This window comes from Bradyrhizobium sp. INPA03-11B, from assembly GCF_040446015.1.
Lineage (GTDB): Bacteria > Pseudomonadota > Alphaproteobacteria > Rhizobiales > Xanthobacteraceae > Bradyrhizobium > Bradyrhizobium macuxiense_A.
The window spans coordinates 26712-45558 of record NZ_JASGSR010000029.1 but is presented as its reverse complement, the minus strand read 5'-3'; the positions used below and the strand labels follow the sequence as shown (position 1 = coordinate 45558).

The 18847-nt window shown below is 64.6% G+C and carries 15 protein-coding genes; 3 read left to right on the top strand and 12 right to left on the bottom strand.

What is annotated here, in order from left to right:
* The first annotated feature begins 323 nt into the window (after positions 1 to 323).
* Positions 324 to 815 (top strand): septal ring lytic transglycosylase RlpA family protein, encoded by a 492-nt coding sequence (locus tag QMZ05_RS14900; protein WP_353701435.1) that lies wholly within the window; start codon positions 324 to 326, stop codon positions 813 to 815.
* A 192-nt stretch (positions 816 to 1007) separates the two neighbouring features.
* Here QMZ05_RS14900 and QMZ05_RS14895 read toward each other — a convergent pair whose 3' ends face one another.
* Positions 1008 to 3218, bottom strand: a complete 2211-nt coding sequence (locus QMZ05_RS14895; protein ID WP_353701434.1) for a primosomal protein N' — start codon at positions 3216 to 3218, stop codon at positions 1008 to 1010.
* Between the two features lie 223 nt (positions 3219 to 3441).
* On the opposite strand from QMZ05_RS14895, the gene QMZ05_RS14890 reads away from it, so the two are divergent.
* Positions 3442 to 4413, top strand: a complete 972-nt coding sequence (locus QMZ05_RS14890; RefSeq protein WP_353701465.1) for a tyrosine recombinase XerC — start codon at positions 3442 to 3444, stop codon at positions 4411 to 4413.
* A 145-nt stretch (positions 4414 to 4558) separates the two neighbouring features.
* Positions 4559 to 5149, top strand: coding sequence for a DUF4337 domain-containing protein (locus QMZ05_RS14885; protein WP_353701433.1), 591 nt, complete (start codon positions 4559 to 4561; stop codon positions 5147 to 5149).
* Positions 5150 to 5349: 200 nt separating this feature from the next.
* Here the strand turns inward: QMZ05_RS14885 and QMZ05_RS14880 are convergent, their stop codons facing one another.
* The 11 genes from QMZ05_RS14880 to thpR form a co-directional block, all read right to left on the bottom strand.
* The gene (locus tag QMZ05_RS14880) at positions 5350 to 5889 is read right to left on the bottom strand and encodes a hypothetical protein (protein ID WP_279707190.1); all 540 of its coding nucleotides are present in this window, start codon (positions 5887 to 5889) and stop codon (positions 5350 to 5352) included.
* Positions 5890 to 6027: 138 nt separating this feature from the next.
* Entirely contained in the window at positions 6028 to 7428 is a 1401-nt protein-coding gene (lpdA, locus tag QMZ05_RS14875; protein ID WP_353701432.1) for a dihydrolipoyl dehydrogenase, read from the bottom strand.
* A gap of 83 nt (positions 7429 to 7511) precedes the next feature.
* The gene (locus tag QMZ05_RS14870) at positions 7512 to 8261 is read right to left on the bottom strand and encodes an SDR family oxidoreductase (RefSeq protein WP_353701431.1); all 750 of its coding nucleotides are present in this window, start codon (positions 8259 to 8261) and stop codon (positions 7512 to 7514) included.
* Between the two features lie 72 nt (positions 8262 to 8333).
* Positions 8334 to 9572, bottom strand: a complete 1239-nt coding sequence (gene odhB, locus QMZ05_RS14865; RefSeq protein WP_353701430.1) for a 2-oxoglutarate dehydrogenase complex dihydrolipoyllysine-residue succinyltransferase — start codon at positions 9570 to 9572, stop codon at positions 8334 to 8336.
* Between the two features lie 173 nt (positions 9573 to 9745).
* Positions 9746 to 12706, bottom strand: a complete 2961-nt coding sequence (locus tag QMZ05_RS14860) for a 2-oxoglutarate dehydrogenase E1 component (protein WP_353701429.1) — start codon at positions 12704 to 12706, stop codon at positions 9746 to 9748.
* 258 nt (positions 12707 to 12964) lie between these two features.
* Positions 12965 to 13846, bottom strand: a complete 882-nt coding sequence (sucD, locus tag QMZ05_RS14855) for a succinate--CoA ligase subunit alpha (protein ID WP_028340814.1) — start codon at positions 13844 to 13846, stop codon at positions 12965 to 12967.
* Between the two features lie 93 nt (positions 13847 to 13939).
* The gene (locus tag QMZ05_RS14850) at positions 13940 to 14416 is read right to left on the bottom strand and encodes a DUF1579 family protein (protein WP_146989856.1); all 477 of its coding nucleotides are present in this window, start codon (positions 14414 to 14416) and stop codon (positions 13940 to 13942) included.
* A gap of 2 nt (positions 14417 to 14418) precedes the next feature.
* Entirely contained in the window at positions 14419 to 15615 is a 1197-nt protein-coding gene (gene sucC / locus QMZ05_RS14845) for an ADP-forming succinate--CoA ligase subunit beta (protein ID WP_353701428.1), read from the bottom strand.
* Between the two features lie 160 nt (positions 15616 to 15775).
* Positions 15776 to 16744 carry a malate dehydrogenase gene (mdh, locus tag QMZ05_RS14840; RefSeq protein ID WP_021078790.1) on the bottom strand — a complete coding sequence of 323 codons (969 nt, stop codon included), beginning with the start codon at positions 16742 to 16744 and terminating at the stop codon, positions 15776 to 15778.
* 222 nt (positions 16745 to 16966) lie between these two features.
* Positions 16967 to 18154, bottom strand: coding sequence for a cell division protein ZapE (zapE, locus tag QMZ05_RS14835; protein ID WP_353701427.1), 1188 nt, complete (start codon positions 18152 to 18154; stop codon positions 16967 to 16969).
* A gap of 150 nt (positions 18155 to 18304) precedes the next feature.
* Positions 18305 to 18841, bottom strand: a complete 537-nt coding sequence (gene thpR, locus QMZ05_RS14830; protein ID WP_076864751.1) for an RNA 2',3'-cyclic phosphodiesterase — start codon at positions 18839 to 18841, stop codon at positions 18305 to 18307.
* Between the last annotated feature and the right edge of the window lie 6 nt (positions 18842 to 18847).

Below are 18847 nucleotides of genomic sequence, written 5' to 3'. Positions count from 1 at the left end.
TCGAAATTTGCATGGGCCTATGGGCTCGGGCGCAAGGAACCCCGAGCCGGCCGCCGTTTCATTTCGCGATTACTTACCGAAAACTTACAACCGGAAAGATAATCAGTATTCGTAAGTATTCGTATCGTTAAAAATTCGTTAACGGCCAAGGTTACGGAACCTCGATTGAATACCCCAAGGCGGTAACAAGATATTTCAGCCCGAGACAATCAGGATTTACTGCCCAATTCGTGCCTCATTGCGAAATCAAACGGCCTTGGTCAACGAAGGGACGGGGGTTCCACTTGCCGTGTTAGCGGCAATACTGTCTGAGGGTCTTATCAATGCTGAATATCAAGAAAGCGGCGGGCAATGTAACCCGCTCGCGCACGGCGCTTGCGTTTGTAGCCGCAACTATCCTGGTCGGGGGCAGCGTGACGGAGGCGTCCGCGAAGTCCAGGCACCACCATCATCGCCACCACCATCATCACCAGGCCCGCGCCGAAGCTTCCTCCTGGCGCGACGCCAATGCATCGATCCAGCCGTCCGGCGGCCACACGTTCTCGGGGATGGCCTCGTTCTACGGCAATGAGTCGGGCAGCCGCACTGCTTCCGGTCAGCGCTTCAACCAGAACGCCATGACCGCGGCCCACCGCTCGCTGCCGTTCGGCACCAAGGTCCGCGTCACCCATGGCGGCCGCAGCGTCGTCGTCACCATCAACGATCGTGGCCCGTTCGTCCGCGGCCGCGTGCTCGACCTCTCGACCGGCGCAGCCCGCGCCATCGGCCTGACCGGCGCCGGCGTCGGCCGCGTCACCGCCGAGGTCGTGTCCTAAGCGTTCAGTAAGCGTTGCGTTGCGTAACGGCCGCGAGGCCTGCTTCGCGCCAAAAGGGCCTGCCGTCGCGAATGACGGCAGGCTTTTTCTTTTCGACTTTTCTGCCGTCATTCCGGGGCGATGCGCAGCATCGAACCCGGAATCTCGAGATTCCGGGTCTGGTCCTTCCGGACCATCCCGGAATGACGGCCTCTACAAAAAGCTCTGCGGATCGACGTCGACTTCGAGCTTCAGATTGCCCTTGGTCTTCGGGCCTGCCTCGAGCCATTCGCGCAGATATTGCGACAGGTCGACATTGCGCAGCGACTTCACCAGCAGGCGGAACCGATAGCGGCCCTTGATGACGGCCAGCGGCGCCTCGGCGGGACCGAGCACCTGGATCCGCTCGTCGAGCGGCGCGACCGCGGCGAGCTTGCGGGCAAATCCTTCCGCGGTCGGGCGGTCGCCGGCCGAGACGATCAGGCTCGCCAGCCGGCCGAACGGCGGATAGCCGGTGCGTTCGCGGATATCGATCTCGCTGGCGTAGAACGCCTCGCGGTCGTTCGCGATCAGGGCCTTGATGACCGGATGCTCCGGCTGATGGGTCTGCAGATAGCCGACGCCGCGGCCCTGCTCGCGGCCGGCGCGGCCGACCACCTGGTTCAACAGCTGGAACGTGCGCTCGGCGGCGCGGGGATCGCCGTTGCTGAGGCCGAGATCGGCGTCGATGACCCCGACCAGATTGAGCCGCGGGAAATTGTGCCCCTTCGCCACCAGCTGGGTGCCGATGATGATGTCGACGCGGCCCTCGGCGATCTCGTTGAGCTCGCTGCGCATGGTCTCGATCGAGGTGATGAGGTCACTCGACAGCACCATGGTGCGGGATTCGGGGAAGATGCTGGCGGCCTCCTCCTGCAGGCGCTCGACGCCGGGGCCGACCGCGACCAGCGATTCCTCGGCCGCGCAATGCGGGCAGATGTTCGGGCGCGGCATCGAGAAACCGCAGTGATGACAGACCAGCCGCTGCCGGAAGCGATGATCGACCAGCCAGGCATCGCAGATCGTGCAGGCGAAGCGGTGGCCGCAGGCGCGGCACAGCGTCAGCGGCGCATAGCCGCGGCGGTTGAGGAACAGCAGTGCCTGCTCGCGGCGCTCGATCGCATGGCGAATTTGCTCGGCCAGCACGGGCGAAATGAACCGCCCGCGCGGCGGCGGCGCGCGGCGCATGTCGATCGCCTCGATATGCGGCATGTGCTGGCCGCCGAACCGCGACGGCAGCGCGACGCGCTGGTAGCGCCCCTTGCGCGCATTGACCTCGCTCTCGACCGACGGCGTCGCCGACGCCAGCACGATCGGGATTTTGGCGATATGGGCGCGGACCACCGCCATGTCGCGCGCGTGGTAATGCGCGCCGTCGTCCTGCTTGTAGGCCTGGTCGTGCTCCTCATCGACGATGATCAGCCCGAGATCGGCATAGGGCAGGAACAGCGCCGAGCGGGCGCCGACCACGACCGGCGCCTTGCCCTCTGAGATCGCCGCCCAGTTGCGCGCCCGCGTGCGCGGCGTCAGCTCCGAATGCCATTCCAGCGGCCGCACGCCGAAGCGCTGGGCGAAGCGGTCGAGGAACTGGCCGGTCAGCGCGATTTCCGGCATCAGGATCAGCGTCTGCTTGCCGCGGCGGATATTCTCCGCGATCGCCTCGAAATAGACCTCGGTCTTGCCGGAACCGGTGACGCCGTCGAGCAGCGCGACGTGAAAGCTGCCGCTCGCCGCCAGCGTCCGCATCACATCGACCGCACTGCGCTGCTCGCGCGAGAAATCCGGTTGGGCGTAGGAGGGATCCGGAACGGGCGGCGCCGCCGGCGGCGGCATCGCCTCGACCGTCAGCGTGCCTTCGTCGACCAGGCCATCGATCACACCCGAGCTGACCCCGGCCTCCCGTGCCGCCTCCGACTTGCCGTGCAGCAAGCGGTCCGACAGCACCTCGATCAGGCGCCGGCGCGCCGGCGTCAGGCGCCGCGGCGGCTCGCCGACGAGGCGGACGCCGAGCCGCGTCCGCTCCGGCCCAAGGTTTTCGCCCATCCGCAGCGTCATCCGCAGCACCATGCCGCGCGCCGACAGCGTGTAGGTAGAGACCCAGTCGACCAGCTGGCGCAGCTCCGCTCGGAGCGGCGGAACATCGAGCTTTTCGCTGACGTCCTTGAGGCGGTTGTGCAGCCGCGGATCCGGCCTGGCATTCTCGGCCCACACCACCGCGACGACTTCGCGCGGCCCGAGCGGAACAGAGATCACATCGCCGGGCGCAAGCTCCATGCCCCGCGGCACGCGGTAGGAATAGGTCTGATTCAGCGCCACAGGCACCAGCACGTCGACGACACGTGTCGTCGATGCGGCGGCTGGGCTGGGGCGCGTGGCGTGGTCCATTGAATCAGGGCTTTTGAATCCGAACTTTGCACCGGGCTAGAGATTTGGTTCTGAATGAATCAGAACCAAATCTCCAGCTTCTTGTTTTGACGCGTTTTCTTTACGCGAACCGGCCTCCACTTCGCTCGAAAACGCTCTGTCACCGCTGCGCGGTCTTAGCGATCGGTAAACGAAGGCAATGCGATATAATCAGGAGATTCGCAGCGCCAATAGCCCTTTACAGATGGCCCGGACCGATCAGCCCATGCAACCGCTCGAGCTCGACTGCGCCGACACATCAGTCACGCAGGAGATGACGCGCTGGTTGTCGCATCTGCGCGCCGAGCGGCGACTGTCGCCGAAGACGCTCGAGGCCTACGCCCGCGACGTGCGGCAGTGCCTGGCCTTCCTCGCTGAACACTGGGGCGCACGCGTGACGCTTGAGGCATTCTCCGCGCTCGAGGCGAGCGATGTCAGAGCCTTCATGGCGATGCGCCGCGCGGACGAGATCGGCGGACGGTCGCTGATGCGGGCGCTGGCGGGGCTGCGTTCGTTCGGGCGCTTCCTGGAACGCGAAGGCAAGGGCAAGGTCGGCGCACTCTCGGCGATCCGCGCGCCCAAGGTGGCGAAGAGCCTGCCGAAGCCGATCCAAATGGAGGCGGCGAAGCGCTTTGCCGATGCCGATGAGCGCGCCGGCGAGGAGCGCGAGACCTGGATCCTGATGCGCGACGCCGCGGTCATGGCGCTGCTCTATGGTTCGGGCTTGCGCATCTCCGAGGCGCTGGGGCTGAAGCGCCGCGACGTGCCGAAACCGGGCGAAGGCGACGTGCTGGTCGTGACCGGCAAGGGCAACAAGACCCGCATGGTGCCGGTGCTGCAAAACGTGCTGAAATTGATCGCGGACTATGCGGCGATCTGCCCGCACCAGCTCAGCCCGACCGGACCGATGTTCGTCGGTGCGCGCGGCGGCCCGTTAAGCCCGCGCATCATCCAGCTCACCATGGAGCGGCTGCGCGGCGCGCTCGGCCTGCCCGACAGCGCAACGCCGCATGCGTTGCGGCACTCCTTCGCCACCCACCTGCTGAGCCGCGGCGGCGACCTGCGCGCGATCCAGGAATTGCTCGGCCACGCCTCGCTGTCGACCACGCAGATCTACACCGGCATCGACAGCGAGCGCCTGCTCGAAGTCTATCGCTCCGCGCACCCGCGCGGCTGAACGGCCGGATCCGGGTGCAGATAAGACGCCGGACTTGGTTCGCCGTCATGCTGCGTTCATCTTCATACGGCTAACCACAAACTGCCGCCCCTTGCCTTGTGCATCGCATTCGGCAATCGTGGCACAGTCTCATCGGAGGGGAATCATGAGCGCACATGAAAGTATGGAGCACGCGGAGCATGCCGAGCATGCGTCGGGCGAGAACAAGAAGATCGCGCTCCTGATCGCCGTGATCGCGCTCTGCCTCGCGCTGTCGGAAACGCTCGGCAAGGGTGCCCAGACCGAATCGATCAGCAAGAACGTCGAAGCCTCCAACCTCTGGGCCTTCTTCCAGGCCAAGAGCATCCGCCGCACCGCGGTGCAGACCGCGGCCGAACAGGGCAAGCTGAACCTCGCGACCACCACCGACGAGGCGGCCAAGGCCGCGCTGCAGAAGCAGATTGACGACTGGCAGAAGACCGCGGCGCGCTATCGCTCGGAGCCTGAGACCGGCGAGGGCACCGAGCAGCTCGCCGAGCGCGCCAAACACGCCGAGCATGAGCGCGACGAGGCCACCGCGAAATATCATCACTTCGAGCTTGCCTCCGCCGCCTTCCAGATCGCCATCGTGCTGGCGTCCGCGACCATCATCACCGGTATTGCCGCGCTTGTCTGGGTGTCCGGCCTGGTGACACTGGCCGGCGTCGTGATGACCGTGCTCGGCCTATTCCAGCCGCACTTGCTGCCTCTGCATTGAGGCGGCTGGGCTCCGCTCCCCTAACAGGGTCACGGAATTGGCTTGCTCAGTGTCATCACCCGCGCATGCGGGTGATCCAGTATTCCAGAGGCGGTCGTGCTTGAGCCGATAGGCCGCGGCGTACTGGGTCGCCCGGTCGAGCCGGGCGACGACAACAGTGGCTTCACATCCTGTCAGGATGACGGGAGCGACAGCGCCGCTTAGAGAACCTTGCTGGTCTGATGCACACTTTTGCGGAAGCGGGCGATCAGGCGCAGCGTGCGCGCGGCCCAGCCTTCGCCGTCGCCGCTGATCATCTCGCGGATGCGCCGCTTGATCGGCTCGACCAGCGCGGTGGCCTTGGCCCGTAGCGCCATCACGTAATTATAGAGCGCCTCGAACCAGGGCATCTCCAAAAGCTTCGACCGCGTCACGTCGAACAGGAAGGCCGTGACGCCGACGCCGAGGAATTTGGCGAACAGGATCAGCGAGACTGCGCTGAACCAATATTGGTTCGCCAGCAGCCAGAGCCCGACCAGCTTGAGCGGAAACAGCGGGATCAGCGGCACGACGAAGACGATCAGCGTCATCGCCGGCGACAGTGAATCGACCCGGTCGGCCAGCCATTGCTTGAGCGCACGGAGCGGGATCCAGGCGACCACCCGGGCCACGATCGGCTCGAGGTGGTCCCACAGCCAGGCCTCGATCAGGAAGATGATCGCAAGCAGGACCCAGAACGGCTGAAGCAGGCGGCGTAGCATCGCTATGACCCTAAAGCGCGATGAGACCGAGTTGAATCATCGCGCTTCAGCTCCTTGTTTGAGCATGATCTTCTCGGAAAACCACTTCACACTTTTCCGGATCATGCCCCAGCCCGGCTCGCGCCGGACGTTCGACCATCACATATGGATGGCACGCTTGGCCACCGCAAGCGCAGCTTCCTTGATCGCCTCGGAGCGGGTCGGATGTGCGTGGCAGGTGCGCGCCAGATCCTCCGCCGAACCGCCGAATTCCATCAGAACGCAGGCTTCATGGATCATTTCGCCGGCCTCGATGCCGACAATGTGGACGCCGAGCACCCGATCCGTCTTCGCATCTGCGAGAACCTTCACGAAGCCGTCGGTGGTCTGATTGACCTTGGAGCGGCCGTTCGCGGTGAACGGGAATTTGCCGACGGTATAAGCGATGCCGGCCTGCTTGAGGTCTTCCTCGGTCTTGCCGACCGACGACACTTCCGGCGTGGTATACACAACACCTGGAATGACGTCGTAGTTCACGTGACCGGCCTGGCCCGCGATGATCTCCGCGCAGGCAACGCCCTCATCTTCCGCCTTGTGCGCGAGCATCGGCCCGGCGACGACGTCGCCGATCGCGTAGATGCCCTTCACAGAGGTCGAGAAGTGCGCGTCGATCTCGACGCGACCGCGATTATCGAGCGCAACGCCGGCCTCCTTCAGCCCGAGGCCCTCGGTGTAGGGCACGCGGCCGATGCACACGAGCACGACGTCGGCCTCGATGGTCTCCCCAGCACCGCCTGCCGCCGGCTCAACCTTGGCCTGCAGCGTCTTGCCCGAGGTGTCGACCGCGGTGACCTTGGTGCCGAGCTTGAAGACAAAGCCCTGCTTCTCCAGCATGCGCTGGAATTGTTTTGCCACTTCGCCGTCCATACCAGGCAGGATGCGGTCGAGGAATTCCACGACCATGACCTCCGCCCCGAGGCGGCGCCACACCGAGCCGAGTTCGAGCCCGATCACGCCGGCGCCGATGATCAGCAGCTTCTCCGGCACCTTCTCCAGCGACAGCGCGCCGGTCGACGATACGATGCGCTTCTCGTCGATCTCGATGCCCTTCAGCCGCGCGATGTCGGAGCCGGTGGCGATCACGATGTTCTTGGTCTCGACGGTTTCGGACTTGCCGTCGCCGGAGACCTCGACCTTGCCGGCACCGAGGATCTTGCCGGTGCCCTTGAGCACGTCGATCTTGTTCTTCTTCATCAGGAACTCGACGCCCTTGACGTTGCCGTCGATGCCCTGCTGCTTGAAGTTCATCATTGCGGGCAGATCGAGCTTCGGCGCCGGGACGCTAACGCCCATCTTGGCGAAGGAATGCCCGGCTTCCTCGAACATCTCGGAGGCGTGCAGCAGCGCCTTCGACGGCATGCAGCCGACATTGAGGCAGGTGCCGCCCAGCGTCGCATTCTTCTCGACGACGGCAACCTTCATGCCGAGTTGCGCCGCGCGGATCGCGCAGACATATCCGCCCGGGCCGGTGCCGATGACGACGAGATCGTAAGAAGCCATGATGGAAGGTCCTGTAGCTAACTCTGTGACAATGAGGCGAGTCCGATCTGATCGGCAGATCGGGACCCGCGTCGGATTTATGTTTAGCGACCGCCCGACACGTCGAGGATCGCGCTGGTGACGTAGGACGCCTCGTCGGAGATCAGCCAGACGATGGCGTTGGCGATTTCATCCGCGGTGCCGACGCGCTTCATCGGCACCATATGGGCGAGCCGATGCGCGCGATCGGGCTCACCGCCCGCGGCGTGGATGTCGGTGTCGATCAGCCCGGGCCGGATGCCGGCGACGCGGATGCCTTCATTCGCGACCTCGTAGCCGAGGCCGACCGTGAAGGAATCGATCGCGCCCTTGGAGGCGGCATAGTCGACATAGGTGTTGGGCGCGCCGAGCTTCGCCGCGACCGAGGACAGGTTGACGATGACGCCGCCCTTGCCGCCGTGCTTGGTCGACATCCGCTTCACCGCCTCGCGCGCGCACAGGATGCTGCCGGTGACGTTCACCGCCATCATCTGCTGGATGCGCTCGGCCGACATCTCGTCGACACGTACACCGCTCTTGCCGACGATGCCGGCATTGTTGACGAGCGCGCCGAGCGTGCCGAAGCCATCCGCCGCCTTGAACAGCGCCAGGATGTCGGCCTCGCTGCCGACGTCGCATTTCACCGCGATCGCCTTGCCGTTCCTGGCCTCGATCGCGGCGACGACCTCATTGGCCGCAGCCTGGTTGGACGCGTAGCCGACGACGACGCGATAGCCGCGCGCGGCAGCTGCAAGCGCGGTAGCGCGGCCGATGCCGCGGCTGCCGCCGGTGATGACAACGACCTTGTCCGTCACATTGATCCCCAAAGGTAAGCACCCAACGAATCGCGGCGCCCGATCCGATCGGACGCCGCGCGCGATATGACCTTAGAGGTCCAGCACCAGGCGGGCCGGATCCTCCAGGCTCTCCTTGACGCGCACCAGGAAGGTGACCGCTTCCTTGCCGTCGATGACGCGGTGATCGTAGGACAGCGCCAGATACATCATCGGGCGGACCTCGATCTTGCCGCCGACCACCATCGGCCGCTCCTGGATCTTGTGCATGCCGAGGATGCCGGACTGCGGCGCGTTGAGGATCGGCGTCGACATCAGCGAGCCGTAGATGCCGCCATTGGTGATGGTGAAGGTGCCGCCCTGCATCTCGTCGATCTTGAGCTGGCCGTCGCGGGCGCGGCGGCCGTAATCGGCGATCGACTTCTCGATCTCGGCGATCGACTTGTGATCGCAGTCGCGCACGACAGGCACCACCAGGCCGCGGTCGGTGCCGACCGCAACGCCAATGTGGTAGTAGTTCTTGTAGATCAGGTCAGAGCCGTCGATCTCGGCGTTGACGGCCGGAATGTCCTTCAGTCCCTGCACCACCGCCTTGGTGAAGAACCCCATGAAGCCGAGCTTCGAGCCGTGCTTCTTCTCGAACGTGTCCTTGTAGAGCGCGCGCAGCTTCATCACCTCGGTCATGTCGACCTCGTTGAAGGTCGTCAGCATCGCGGCGGTGTTCTGCACGTCCTTGAGGCGGCGCGCGATGGTCTGGCGCAGCCGGGTCATCTTCACCCGCTCCTCGCGCGCGGCGTCGTCCGCCGGCGACGGCGCACGAACCTGCACGGCGGCGGCCGGCTGGTTGACCGGGGTCGGCGCCGAGGCGGCCTTCTCGATCGCGGCCAGCATGTCGCCCTTGGTGACGCGGCCGTCCTTGCCGGAGCCCGGAACGGTCGAGGCGTCGACGCCGCTTTCGGCGGACAGCTTGCGCACCGACGGCGCGAGCGGCGCATCCGACGGCGGCACCTTGGACGCGGCAGGTGCCGCTGCGGGCGCCGGCGCGGCGGCCTTGGCGGGAGCAGCGGCTGCGGCAGCGGGCTTGGCCGCGGCGACAGCACCGTCATTGATCTGGCCGAGCAACGCGCCGACAGCAACGGTCTCGCCATCCTTGGCGATGATCTCGCCGAGCGTGCCGGCGACCGGCGCGGGCACCTCGATGGTGACCTTGTCGGTTTCCAGCTCCACCAACGGCTCGTCCACCGCAACGGCCTCGCCGGCCTTCTTGAACCAGCGGCCGATCGTGGCCTCGGTTACGGATTCGCCGAGCGTTGGAACGCGAATTTCAGTCATGGTCTTTTCCTCGATAACCTTGCGGTCGAAAAATTTATCCGGCCACCATCCGCCAAAGCGGACGACCCGGTACTCCGTGACGACAGCGCTTGTGCTGGATGACGCGGGATACCGGATGCCCCGCTCCAGTGCGCAATTGCGCACAAGGCGGGGCATGGTGTTGGTGAAGATCGTTAGTTCAGTGCGTCGTCGAGCAGCGCCTTGAGCTGCGCGAGATGTTTCGACATCAACCCGGTGGCGGTCGCCGCCGATGCCGGACGGCCGGCATAGCGCGGACGCTTGTTGGCTGCGTGAACCTGGTTCAGCACCCATTCCAGATAGGGCTCGATGAAGTGCCAGGAGCCCATGTTGCGGGGCTCCTCCTGGCACCAGACCATCTCGGCGTTCTTGAAGCGGCCGAACTCCTGGACCAGCGCCTTCAGCGGCACCGGATAGAGCTGCTCGATGCGCATCAGATAGATGTCGTCGATGCCGCGCTTCTCGCGCTCCTCGTACAGGTCGTAATAGACCTTGCCGGAGCACAGCACGACGCGACGGATCTTGTCGTCCGGCACCAGCTTGATCTTCTCGTCCGGCAGCATCTGCGCGTCATCGTACAGGATGCGATGGAAGGTGGCGTTCTTGCCGAGCTCGTCGAGCCGCGACACGGCGCGCTTGTGGCGCAGCAGCGACTTCGGCGTCATCAGGATCAGCGGCTTGCGGATCTCGCGATGCAGCTGGCGCCGCAGCACGTGGAAGTAGTTCGCCGGCGTGGTCGGATTGACCACCTGCATGTTGTCCTCGGCGCACATCTGCAGATAACGCTCGAGGCGCGCGGAGGAATGCTCCGGCCCCTGCCCTTCATAGCCATGCGGCAGCAGGCAGACGAGGCCCGACATGCGCAGCCACTTGCGTTCGCCCGAGGAGATGAACTGGTCGAACACGACCTGGGCGCCGTTGGCGAAGTCGCCGAACTGCGCTTCCCAGAGTGCCAGCGCGTTTGGCTCGGCCAGCGAGTAGCCGTATTCGAAGCCAAGCACCGCTTCTTCCGACAGCAGCGAGTTGATGACCTCGTAATGGCCGGTGTCTTCGCCGCCGAGATGGTTGAACGGCGTGTAGCGGCTCTCGTCCTCCTGGTCGATCAGGACCGAATGGCGCTGCGAGAAGGTGCCGCGCTCGGAATCCTGACCGGACAGGCGCACGTGATGGCCTTCCTGCAGCAGCGTGCAGAACGCCAGCGCCTCGCCGGTCGCCCAGTCGATCCCTTCGCCGGTATCGATGGCCTTGGCGCGATTGTCGAGGAAGCGCTGGATCGTTCGGTGAACCCGGAAACCGTCCGGCACCTTGGTGATCTTGCGGCCGATCTCCTTGAGCACGGTGAGATCGACGCCGGTGACGCCGCGGCGGGCGTCTTCTTCCTGATCGGCCGACTTGAAGCCTGCCCATTTGCCGTCGAGCCAGTCGGCCTTGTTCGGCTTGTAGCCCGAGCCGGCTTCGAGTTCGGCATCGAGCCGCGCGCGCCAGTCGGCCTTGGCCTTCTCGACCTCGCCGTCGGTCAAAACGCCGTCGGCGACCAGCCGCTTGGCGTAGATCTCCAGCGTGGTGGGGTGCGAGGCGATGCGCTTGTACATCACCGGCTGGGTGAACGCCGGCTCGTCGCCCTCGTTGTGGCCGTGGCGCCGGTAGCAGAACATGTCGATGACGACCGGCTTGTGGAATTTCTGCCGGAACTCGATCGCGACCTTGGCCGCGAACACCACGGCTTCGGGATCGTCGCCGTTCACGTGGAAGATCGGCGCATCGATCATCTTCGCGACGTCGGACGGATAGGGCGACGAACGCGAGTAGCGCGGATAGGTGGTGAAGCCGATCTGGTTGTTGACGATGAAGTGCAGCGAGCCGCCGGTGCGATAGCCCTTCAGGTCGGACAGGCTGAAGCATTCCGCCACCACGCCCTGGCCGGCGAACGCCGCGTCACCGTGCATCAAGAGCGGCAGCACCGAGATGCGCATGTCGGGCGGATCGCCGTGCTGGTCCTGCTTGGCGCGCACCTTGCCCATCACGACGGGATCGACGATCTCGAGATGCGACGGGTTTGCGGTCAGCGACAGATGGATGTTGTTGCCATCGAACTCGCGGTCCGAGGAGGCGCCGAGGTGATACTTGACGTCGCCGGAGCCTTCGACCGAATCCGGGTTGGCCGAACCGCCCTTGAATTCATGGAACAGCGCGCGGTGCGGCTTGCCCATCACCTGGGTCAGCACGTTGAGGCGGCCGCGATGCGGCATGCCGAACACGATTTCCTTCACGCCGAGATTGCCGCCGCGCTTGATGATCTGCTCGAGCGCCGGGATCAGGGATTCGCCGCCGTCGAGGCCGAAGCGCTTGGTGCCGGTGAACTTGGTGTCGCAGAACTTCTCGAAGCCGTCGGCCTCGATCAGCTTGTTGAGGATCGCGCGGCGACCCTCCGGCGTGAAGCTGATCTCCTTGTCCGGACCTTCGATGCGCTCCTGGATCCACGCCTTCTGCGCGGCGTTGGAGATGTGCATGAACTCGACGCCGAGCGTCTGGCAGTAGGTGCGCTCGCAGATCTGGACGATCTCGCGCAGCGTGCCGTATTCGAGGCCGAGCACGTGGTCGAGGAAGATCTTGCGATCGAAGTCCGCCTCGGTGAAGCCGTAGGAGCGCGGATCGAGCTCCTCGCGGTCGCGCGGCGCCTCGATGCCGAGCGGATCGAGCTTGGCGTGGAAGTGGCCGCGCATGCGGTAGGCGCGGATCAGCATCAGCGCGCGGACCGAATCGCGGGTGGCCTGGTGGACGTCGGCGTCGGAGAGTTCGGCGCCCTTGGCCTGTGCCTTGGCCGCCAGCTTGCTGCCGACCGCCTTCTCGACCTGGGCCCAGTTGCCGTCGAGCGCCGAGGTCAGCTCGTCGCGCGGCGTCACCGGCCAGTTGGCGCGGCCCCACGAGGCGCCTTCGGCGTTCTTCTGCACGTCGGCCGGGGCGTCCTTCAGGCTCTTGAAGAAATCCTGCCATTCGGCGTCGACCGACGACGGGTCCTGCTCGTAGCGGGCATAGAGGTCGTCGATATAGGCGGCGTTGGTGCCCTGCAGGAATGAGGAGAGAGCAAAAGCGGCGTTCGCGTCTTGGCGAGACATGAGGCAGTCCTGGTGATTTTTTTCGGTTCGCGCGTAGGAGACGGCGCAAGTGCCGGTCTGGGAAGAGCGCCGGCTGGATGGATATCCTTTACCCTATCTAGGTCGGATATTCCTGCCTAAAAGAACTAAAGAATGAATCAATTTTCATATTTTATTGATCTGCGTTCTGATAGCAAAACGCATGAAAAAGGGCGGGTTCTCCGAGGAGAACCCGCCCGAAATCGCGCCAATATCGCAGGGAACCTCGCCGGACGGCGATTACTTCAGCATCTCGGCGAGCGTGTGCCCGAGCCGCGCCGGCGACGGCGACACCCTGATGCCGGCGGCTTCCATTGCCGCGGTCTTGGAACCGGCGTCGCCCTTGCCGCCGGAGATGATCGCGCCGGCGTGGCCCATGCGGCGGCCGGGAGGTGCGGTGACACCGGCGATGAAGCCAACCATCGGCTTCTTGCGGCCGCGCTTGGCCTCGTCCTTGAGGAACTGGGCGGCGTCTTCCTCGGCGGAACCGCCGATTTCACCGATCATGACGATCGACTTGGTCTTCTCATCGGCCAGGAACATCTCCAGCATGTCGATGAACTCGGTGCCCTTGACCGGGTCGCCGCCGATGCCGACCGCGGTGGTCTGGCCGAGGCCTTCCTGGGTGGTCTGGAACACCGCTTCATAGGTCAGAGTGCCGGAGCGGGAGACGATGCCGACCGAGCCGGGCTTGAAGATGTTGGCCGGCATGATGCCGATCTTGCACTCGCCGGCGGTCATCACGCCGGGGCAGTTCGGCCCGATCAGCCGCGACTTCGAACCCGACAGCGAGCGCTTCACGCGCACCATGTCGAGCACCGGGATGCCCTCGGTGATGCAAACGATCAGCGGGATCTCGGCATCGATCGCCTCGCAGATCGCATCCGCCGCGCCCGGCGGCGGCACATAGACCACGCTGGCGTCGGCGCCGGTCTTCTCGCGCGCTTCGGCGACGGTATCGAACACCGGCAGATTGAGATGGGTCGAGCCGCCTTTGCCCGGCGCGACGCCACCGACCATCTTGGTGCCGTAAGCGATCGCCGCTTCCGAATGGAACGTGCCGTTCTTGCCGGTGAAGCCCTGGCAGATGACCTTGGTGTTCTTGTCGATCAGAATGGACATGGTTCGAGATGCTTTCGCGAGACAGCGGTGAAGGACACTATGGTTTGAGCATGATCATATCGGAAAACCGGGGGCCACTTTTCCGGATCATGCTCAGTGGATACGCCGGTACACGCCGGTGAGCACGTCGGCCCACCCTTCCGCGTCAGGCGAGAACTGGATCTTCATGTTGTAGGTGTTGTCGTCGACGACCTCGTAGACGTGACGGGCATTGCCGCGCAGCGAGCCCCGCACCAGGATCAGCGACTTGCCCGCCCAGCCGCCGGACGCCGGCGACGGCGGGTAGTAGCCGAGCGAATCGTGCCAGAACAATTTGTAGGCGCGATCGTCGCGGTCGTAGGTGAAGACGCCGTGGGTGGCGAAGCTTTCCTTGCCGTCGCGGGTCTGCACGCTGTCCTGGATCAGATAGAAGCCGTTGAGCGCGATGCGCGCAACGACATGCGAGGTGGCCGGACCGCCGGCGGTCCAGCGCGACGGAAAGACCATCTCTTCGCCGTTCCACTCGCCGGCGAAAACCGCGAGCTTGCGGTGTTCTTCCAGTGGTGTCGGAGCGTCGAGATGATCGGCCATCGTTAGCCTCCCTTGACGGCTTTCACGATCTTCTGTGCGGCGTCATCGAGGTTGTCGGCGGGCAGAACGTTCAGACCGCTCTCGCGGATGATCTTCTTGCCCTGCTCGACATTGGTGCCTTCGAGGCGCACCACCAGCGGCACCTTGAGGCCGACCTGCTTCACCGCGGCGACCACGCCCTCGGCGATCACGTCGCACTTCATGATGCCGCCGAAGATGTTGACCAGGATGCCCTTCACGTTCGGATCGGCGGTGATGATCTTGAACGCGGCCGCGACCTTCTCGACGCTGGCGCCGCCGCCGACATCGAGGAAGTTCGCCGGCTCCATGCCGTACAGCTTGATGATGTCCATCGTCGCCATCGCGAGGCCGGCGCCGTTGACCATGCAGCCGATCGTGCCGTCGAGCGCGACGTAGTTGAGATCGTATTTCGACGCCTCGATCTCCTTGGCGTCTTCCTCGGTCTCGTCGCGCAGCGCGACCACGTCCGGGTGACGGTAGAGCGCGTTGCTGTCGAACGACACCTTGGCGTCGAGCACGCGGAGCTGGCCCTGCTTGGTGACGACCAGCGGGTTGATCTCGAGCATCGCCATGTCCTTGGCGGCGAACGCTGCATAGAGCTGGCTGGTCAGCTTCTCGGCCTGCTTGGCGAGATCGCCGGTCAGCTTCAGCGCCTTGGCAACGGTGCGGCCGTGATGGGCCATGATGCCGGTGGCGGGATCGACCGAGAAGGAGACGATCTTTTCCGGGGTCGAATGGGCGACCTCTTCGATATTCACGCCGCCTTCGGTCGACACCACGAAGGAGATTTCCGAGGTCTCGCGATTGACCAGGATCGAGAGGTAGAACTCCTTGTCGATGTCGGAGCCTTCCTCGATGTAGAGGCGGTTGACCTGCTTGCCGTGCGGGCCGGTCTGCACCGTGACCAGCGTCGCCCCGAGCATCTGCTTGGCGAACTCGCCGACCTCGGCGACCGACTTGGCGATGCGGACGCCGCCCTTGTCGCCGGCGGAGGCTTCCTTGAACTTGCCTTTGCCGCGGCCGCCGGCATGGATCTGGCTCTTCACAACCCAGATCGGGCCGGGGAGCTGCTTGGCCGCAGCGTCGGCTTCTTCCGGCTTCAGCACCGGAACGCCGCGCGAGATCGGCACGCCGAATTCGTGCAGCAGTGCCTTGGCCTGGTATTCATGGATATTCATGGAAAGACGCTCCCAAACCCTCGTGCGGCGAACTTAACGTCAGCCCTGACGCTGGCATACCATATACCAAGGCTCGCGCAACTACAAAATCCGCCAGAATTTCATCATCTTGCACCCGACAGGCGATTGGAATCGCCTATCGGGTCATTGCCGATTGAGATTACTTGCCGAGCAGATCGGGCGCGATCTTCTTGCAGGCGTCGACCAGGCCCTGCACCGCGCCGACCGACTTGTCGAAGGCTTCACGGTCCTTGCCGGCCAGCTCGATCTCGACCACGCGCTCGACACCCTTGGAGCCGATCACGGTGGGCACGCCGACATACATGTCCTTCACGCCGTACTCGCCGTTGAGATAGGCGGCGCAGGGCAGCACGCGCTTCTTGTCCTTCAGATAGCTCTCGGCCATCGCGATCGCGGACGCGGCCGGCGCGTAGAAGGCGGAGCCGGTCTTGAGCAGGTTGACGATCTCGGCGCCGCCGTTGCGGGTGCGATCGACGATCTCGTCGATGCGCGCCTGCGAGGTCCAGCCCATCTTGACGAGGTCGGGCAGCGGAATGCCGGCAACCGTCGAGTAACGGGTCAGCGGCACCATGGTGTCGCCGTGGCCGCCGAGTACGAAGGCGGTGACGTCTTCGACCGAGACGTTGAATTCGTCGGCCAGGAAATAGCGGAAGCGCGCGGAGTCGAGCACGCCGGCCATGCCGACCACCTTCTTGTGCGGCAGGCCGGAGGCCTTCTGCAGCGCCCACACCATCGCGTCCAGCGGGTTAGTGATGCAGATGACGAAGGCGTCGGGCGCGTACTTCTTGATGCCGGCGCCGACCTGCTCCATGACCTTGAGGTTGATCGACAAGAGATCGTCGCGGCTCATGCCGGGCTTGCGCGGCACGCCTGCGGTGACGATGCAGACCTTGGCGCCGTCGAGCGCTTCATAGGAGTTGGCGCCGACCAGGTTGGAGTCGAAGCCGTCGACCGGCGACGACTGCGCGATGTCGAGCGCTTTGCCCTGCGGGACACCCTCGGCGATATCGAACAGCACGACGTCTCCGAGTTCCTTAAGGCCAACGAGGTGCGCCAGCGTTCCGCCGATCTGTCCGGAGCCAATCAGTGCAATCTTGTCGCGTGCCATGGGAAATCAGTCCTTTGAACTGGATGCAGGAGGGAGGGAAGTCGGTTGCAAGGGTGGTTATCCCTTTCGAATGATCCATTCAAGTCAGGGCCTGCCCGATTGCGGGCCCTGCCTGCAATTCGGTCAGGCATGCCAGCAACGTCAGCCCGGAGACACGAAAAGTTGCTCCGAACCGAGCCGCGGGCAAGAGCAAATTTCGAGACCAAATTTCAGGGCTGAATGTCAGGTCTCGACCAGTCCGGTCGTCGAACCGCTCGCCGACGAATCCTTCCGGCCGTGCGGCAAAGCCAGGTAGGATTCCGAGCTCATCTCGATCAGGCGCGAAGCGGTGCGCTTGAACTCCATCGCCTCGATGCCTTCGTTGGCAAGGTACAGCGACACCGGATCGGCCTCGGCGGAGGCCATCAACTTCACGGCATTGTCATAGAGCGTGTCGATCAGCGAGATGAAGCGCTTGGCGGCGTTGCGCTCGGCGTAATCCATCACCGGGATGTGGTCGATCAGGATCGTGTGGTAGTCGTGCGCGAGCCTCAGATAATCGGACGCGGCAAGCGGCTTCTCACAGATGTCCATGAAGCTGAAGCGCGCGACGCCGTGCGCCGAGCACGGCACGTTCAGGATGCGTCCCTTGATCGGAATGAGACGCGCCTTGCACGGCGCATTGCCGGTCATCTTGCGCCAGGCCGCGTTGAGCGCGGCATCGGCTGCATCGTCCGCGGGCACCAGCCACATCTTCACGCCGACGAGCTTCTCGAGCCGGAAGTCGGTGCGCGCATCGAGCCGCAGCACATCCATGTGGTCGGTAATCTGCGCGATGAACGGCAGGAACAGCGCGCGATTGAGACCGCCCTTGTAGAGATCGTCCGGCGCGACGTTCGAGGTCGCGACCACGACGGTGCCGAGATCGAACAGCTTTGCGAACAGCCGCCCGAGGATCATCGCGTCCGCAATGTCGGTGACGTGGAATTCGTCGAAGCAGAGCAGCCAGGCTTCGTCGAAGATCGCCTGCGCGGTGAGCGCGATCACGTCGCCGTCTGAGATCTCGCCGCGCGCGATCTGCTGGCGGTAGCCGTAGATGCGCTCATGCGCCTCGGCCATGAATTCGTGGAAATGCGCGCGGCGCTTGTGCTCGACCGGGCTCTGCTGGAAGAACAGATCCATCAGCATGGTCTTGCCGCGGCCGACCTCGCCATGGACGTAGAGCCCGCGCGGCGGCTTGTCGTCCTTGTCGCCGCCGAACAGCCGTCCGAACAGGCCCTGCTTGCGCTGCGGCTTGTAGCTCGCGAGCCGCTCCTCCAGCGCGCCGAACGCATCGGCGGCGACGGCCTGCGCGGGATCAGCCTCGATCGCGCCGGAGGCGACCAGGGATTTGTAGTGTTCGAGGAACGAACTGGGCGAGGTGGACAGCATGAGCCCACCTTACGGCCCTAGTGCGCGGTAAATTGCAAGCCGTGAATTGCGCCAAGGAGCATGCAGCAGGTATGCAAGCGCGAACCCTTGCATACCACGGCCGACCGCACGCGCCTCGCCGGCGCCTCAAACCGCGATCTCAGGAAACCCTTACGCGCAGAGCTCGTAGGCATCCTCGACCACGTAGGGGCCGCCGCCTGTCGACGCACGCGACGAGAACAGCACGAAGCGGTCCGCCAGGAAGGTGCGGCTCGGGAAGTAGCCGCGCACGGACAGATAATCCGCGACGTCCTGGCTCGACGCGTCGTGCAAACGCGCGAGCGTGACATGTGGCGTGAATTTCCTGCCCTCGGGATCGAGCCCCATCCGCTGCATCATCCGCTCGAGCTCGGCCTGCAGTTCGATCAGCGGCCGGCTCGGCTCGACGGCGGCAACCACCGCACGCGGCTTGCGTCCACCGAAGCTCGACAGGCCTTGCAGTTTGACCTCGAACGGTTTGCGGTTCACCCGAAACAACATCGTCGCGATCTCGTTGGCCCAGAGGCCATCGATATCGCCGATGAAGCGCAGAGTGACGTGATAATTTTCGGGATCGATCCAGCGTGCGCCGGGAAGGCCGCCACGCAAATTGGAGAGGGATTGGCCGATATCGGCCGGAATTTCCAGACCAGTGAACAGACGCGGCATCGCTAT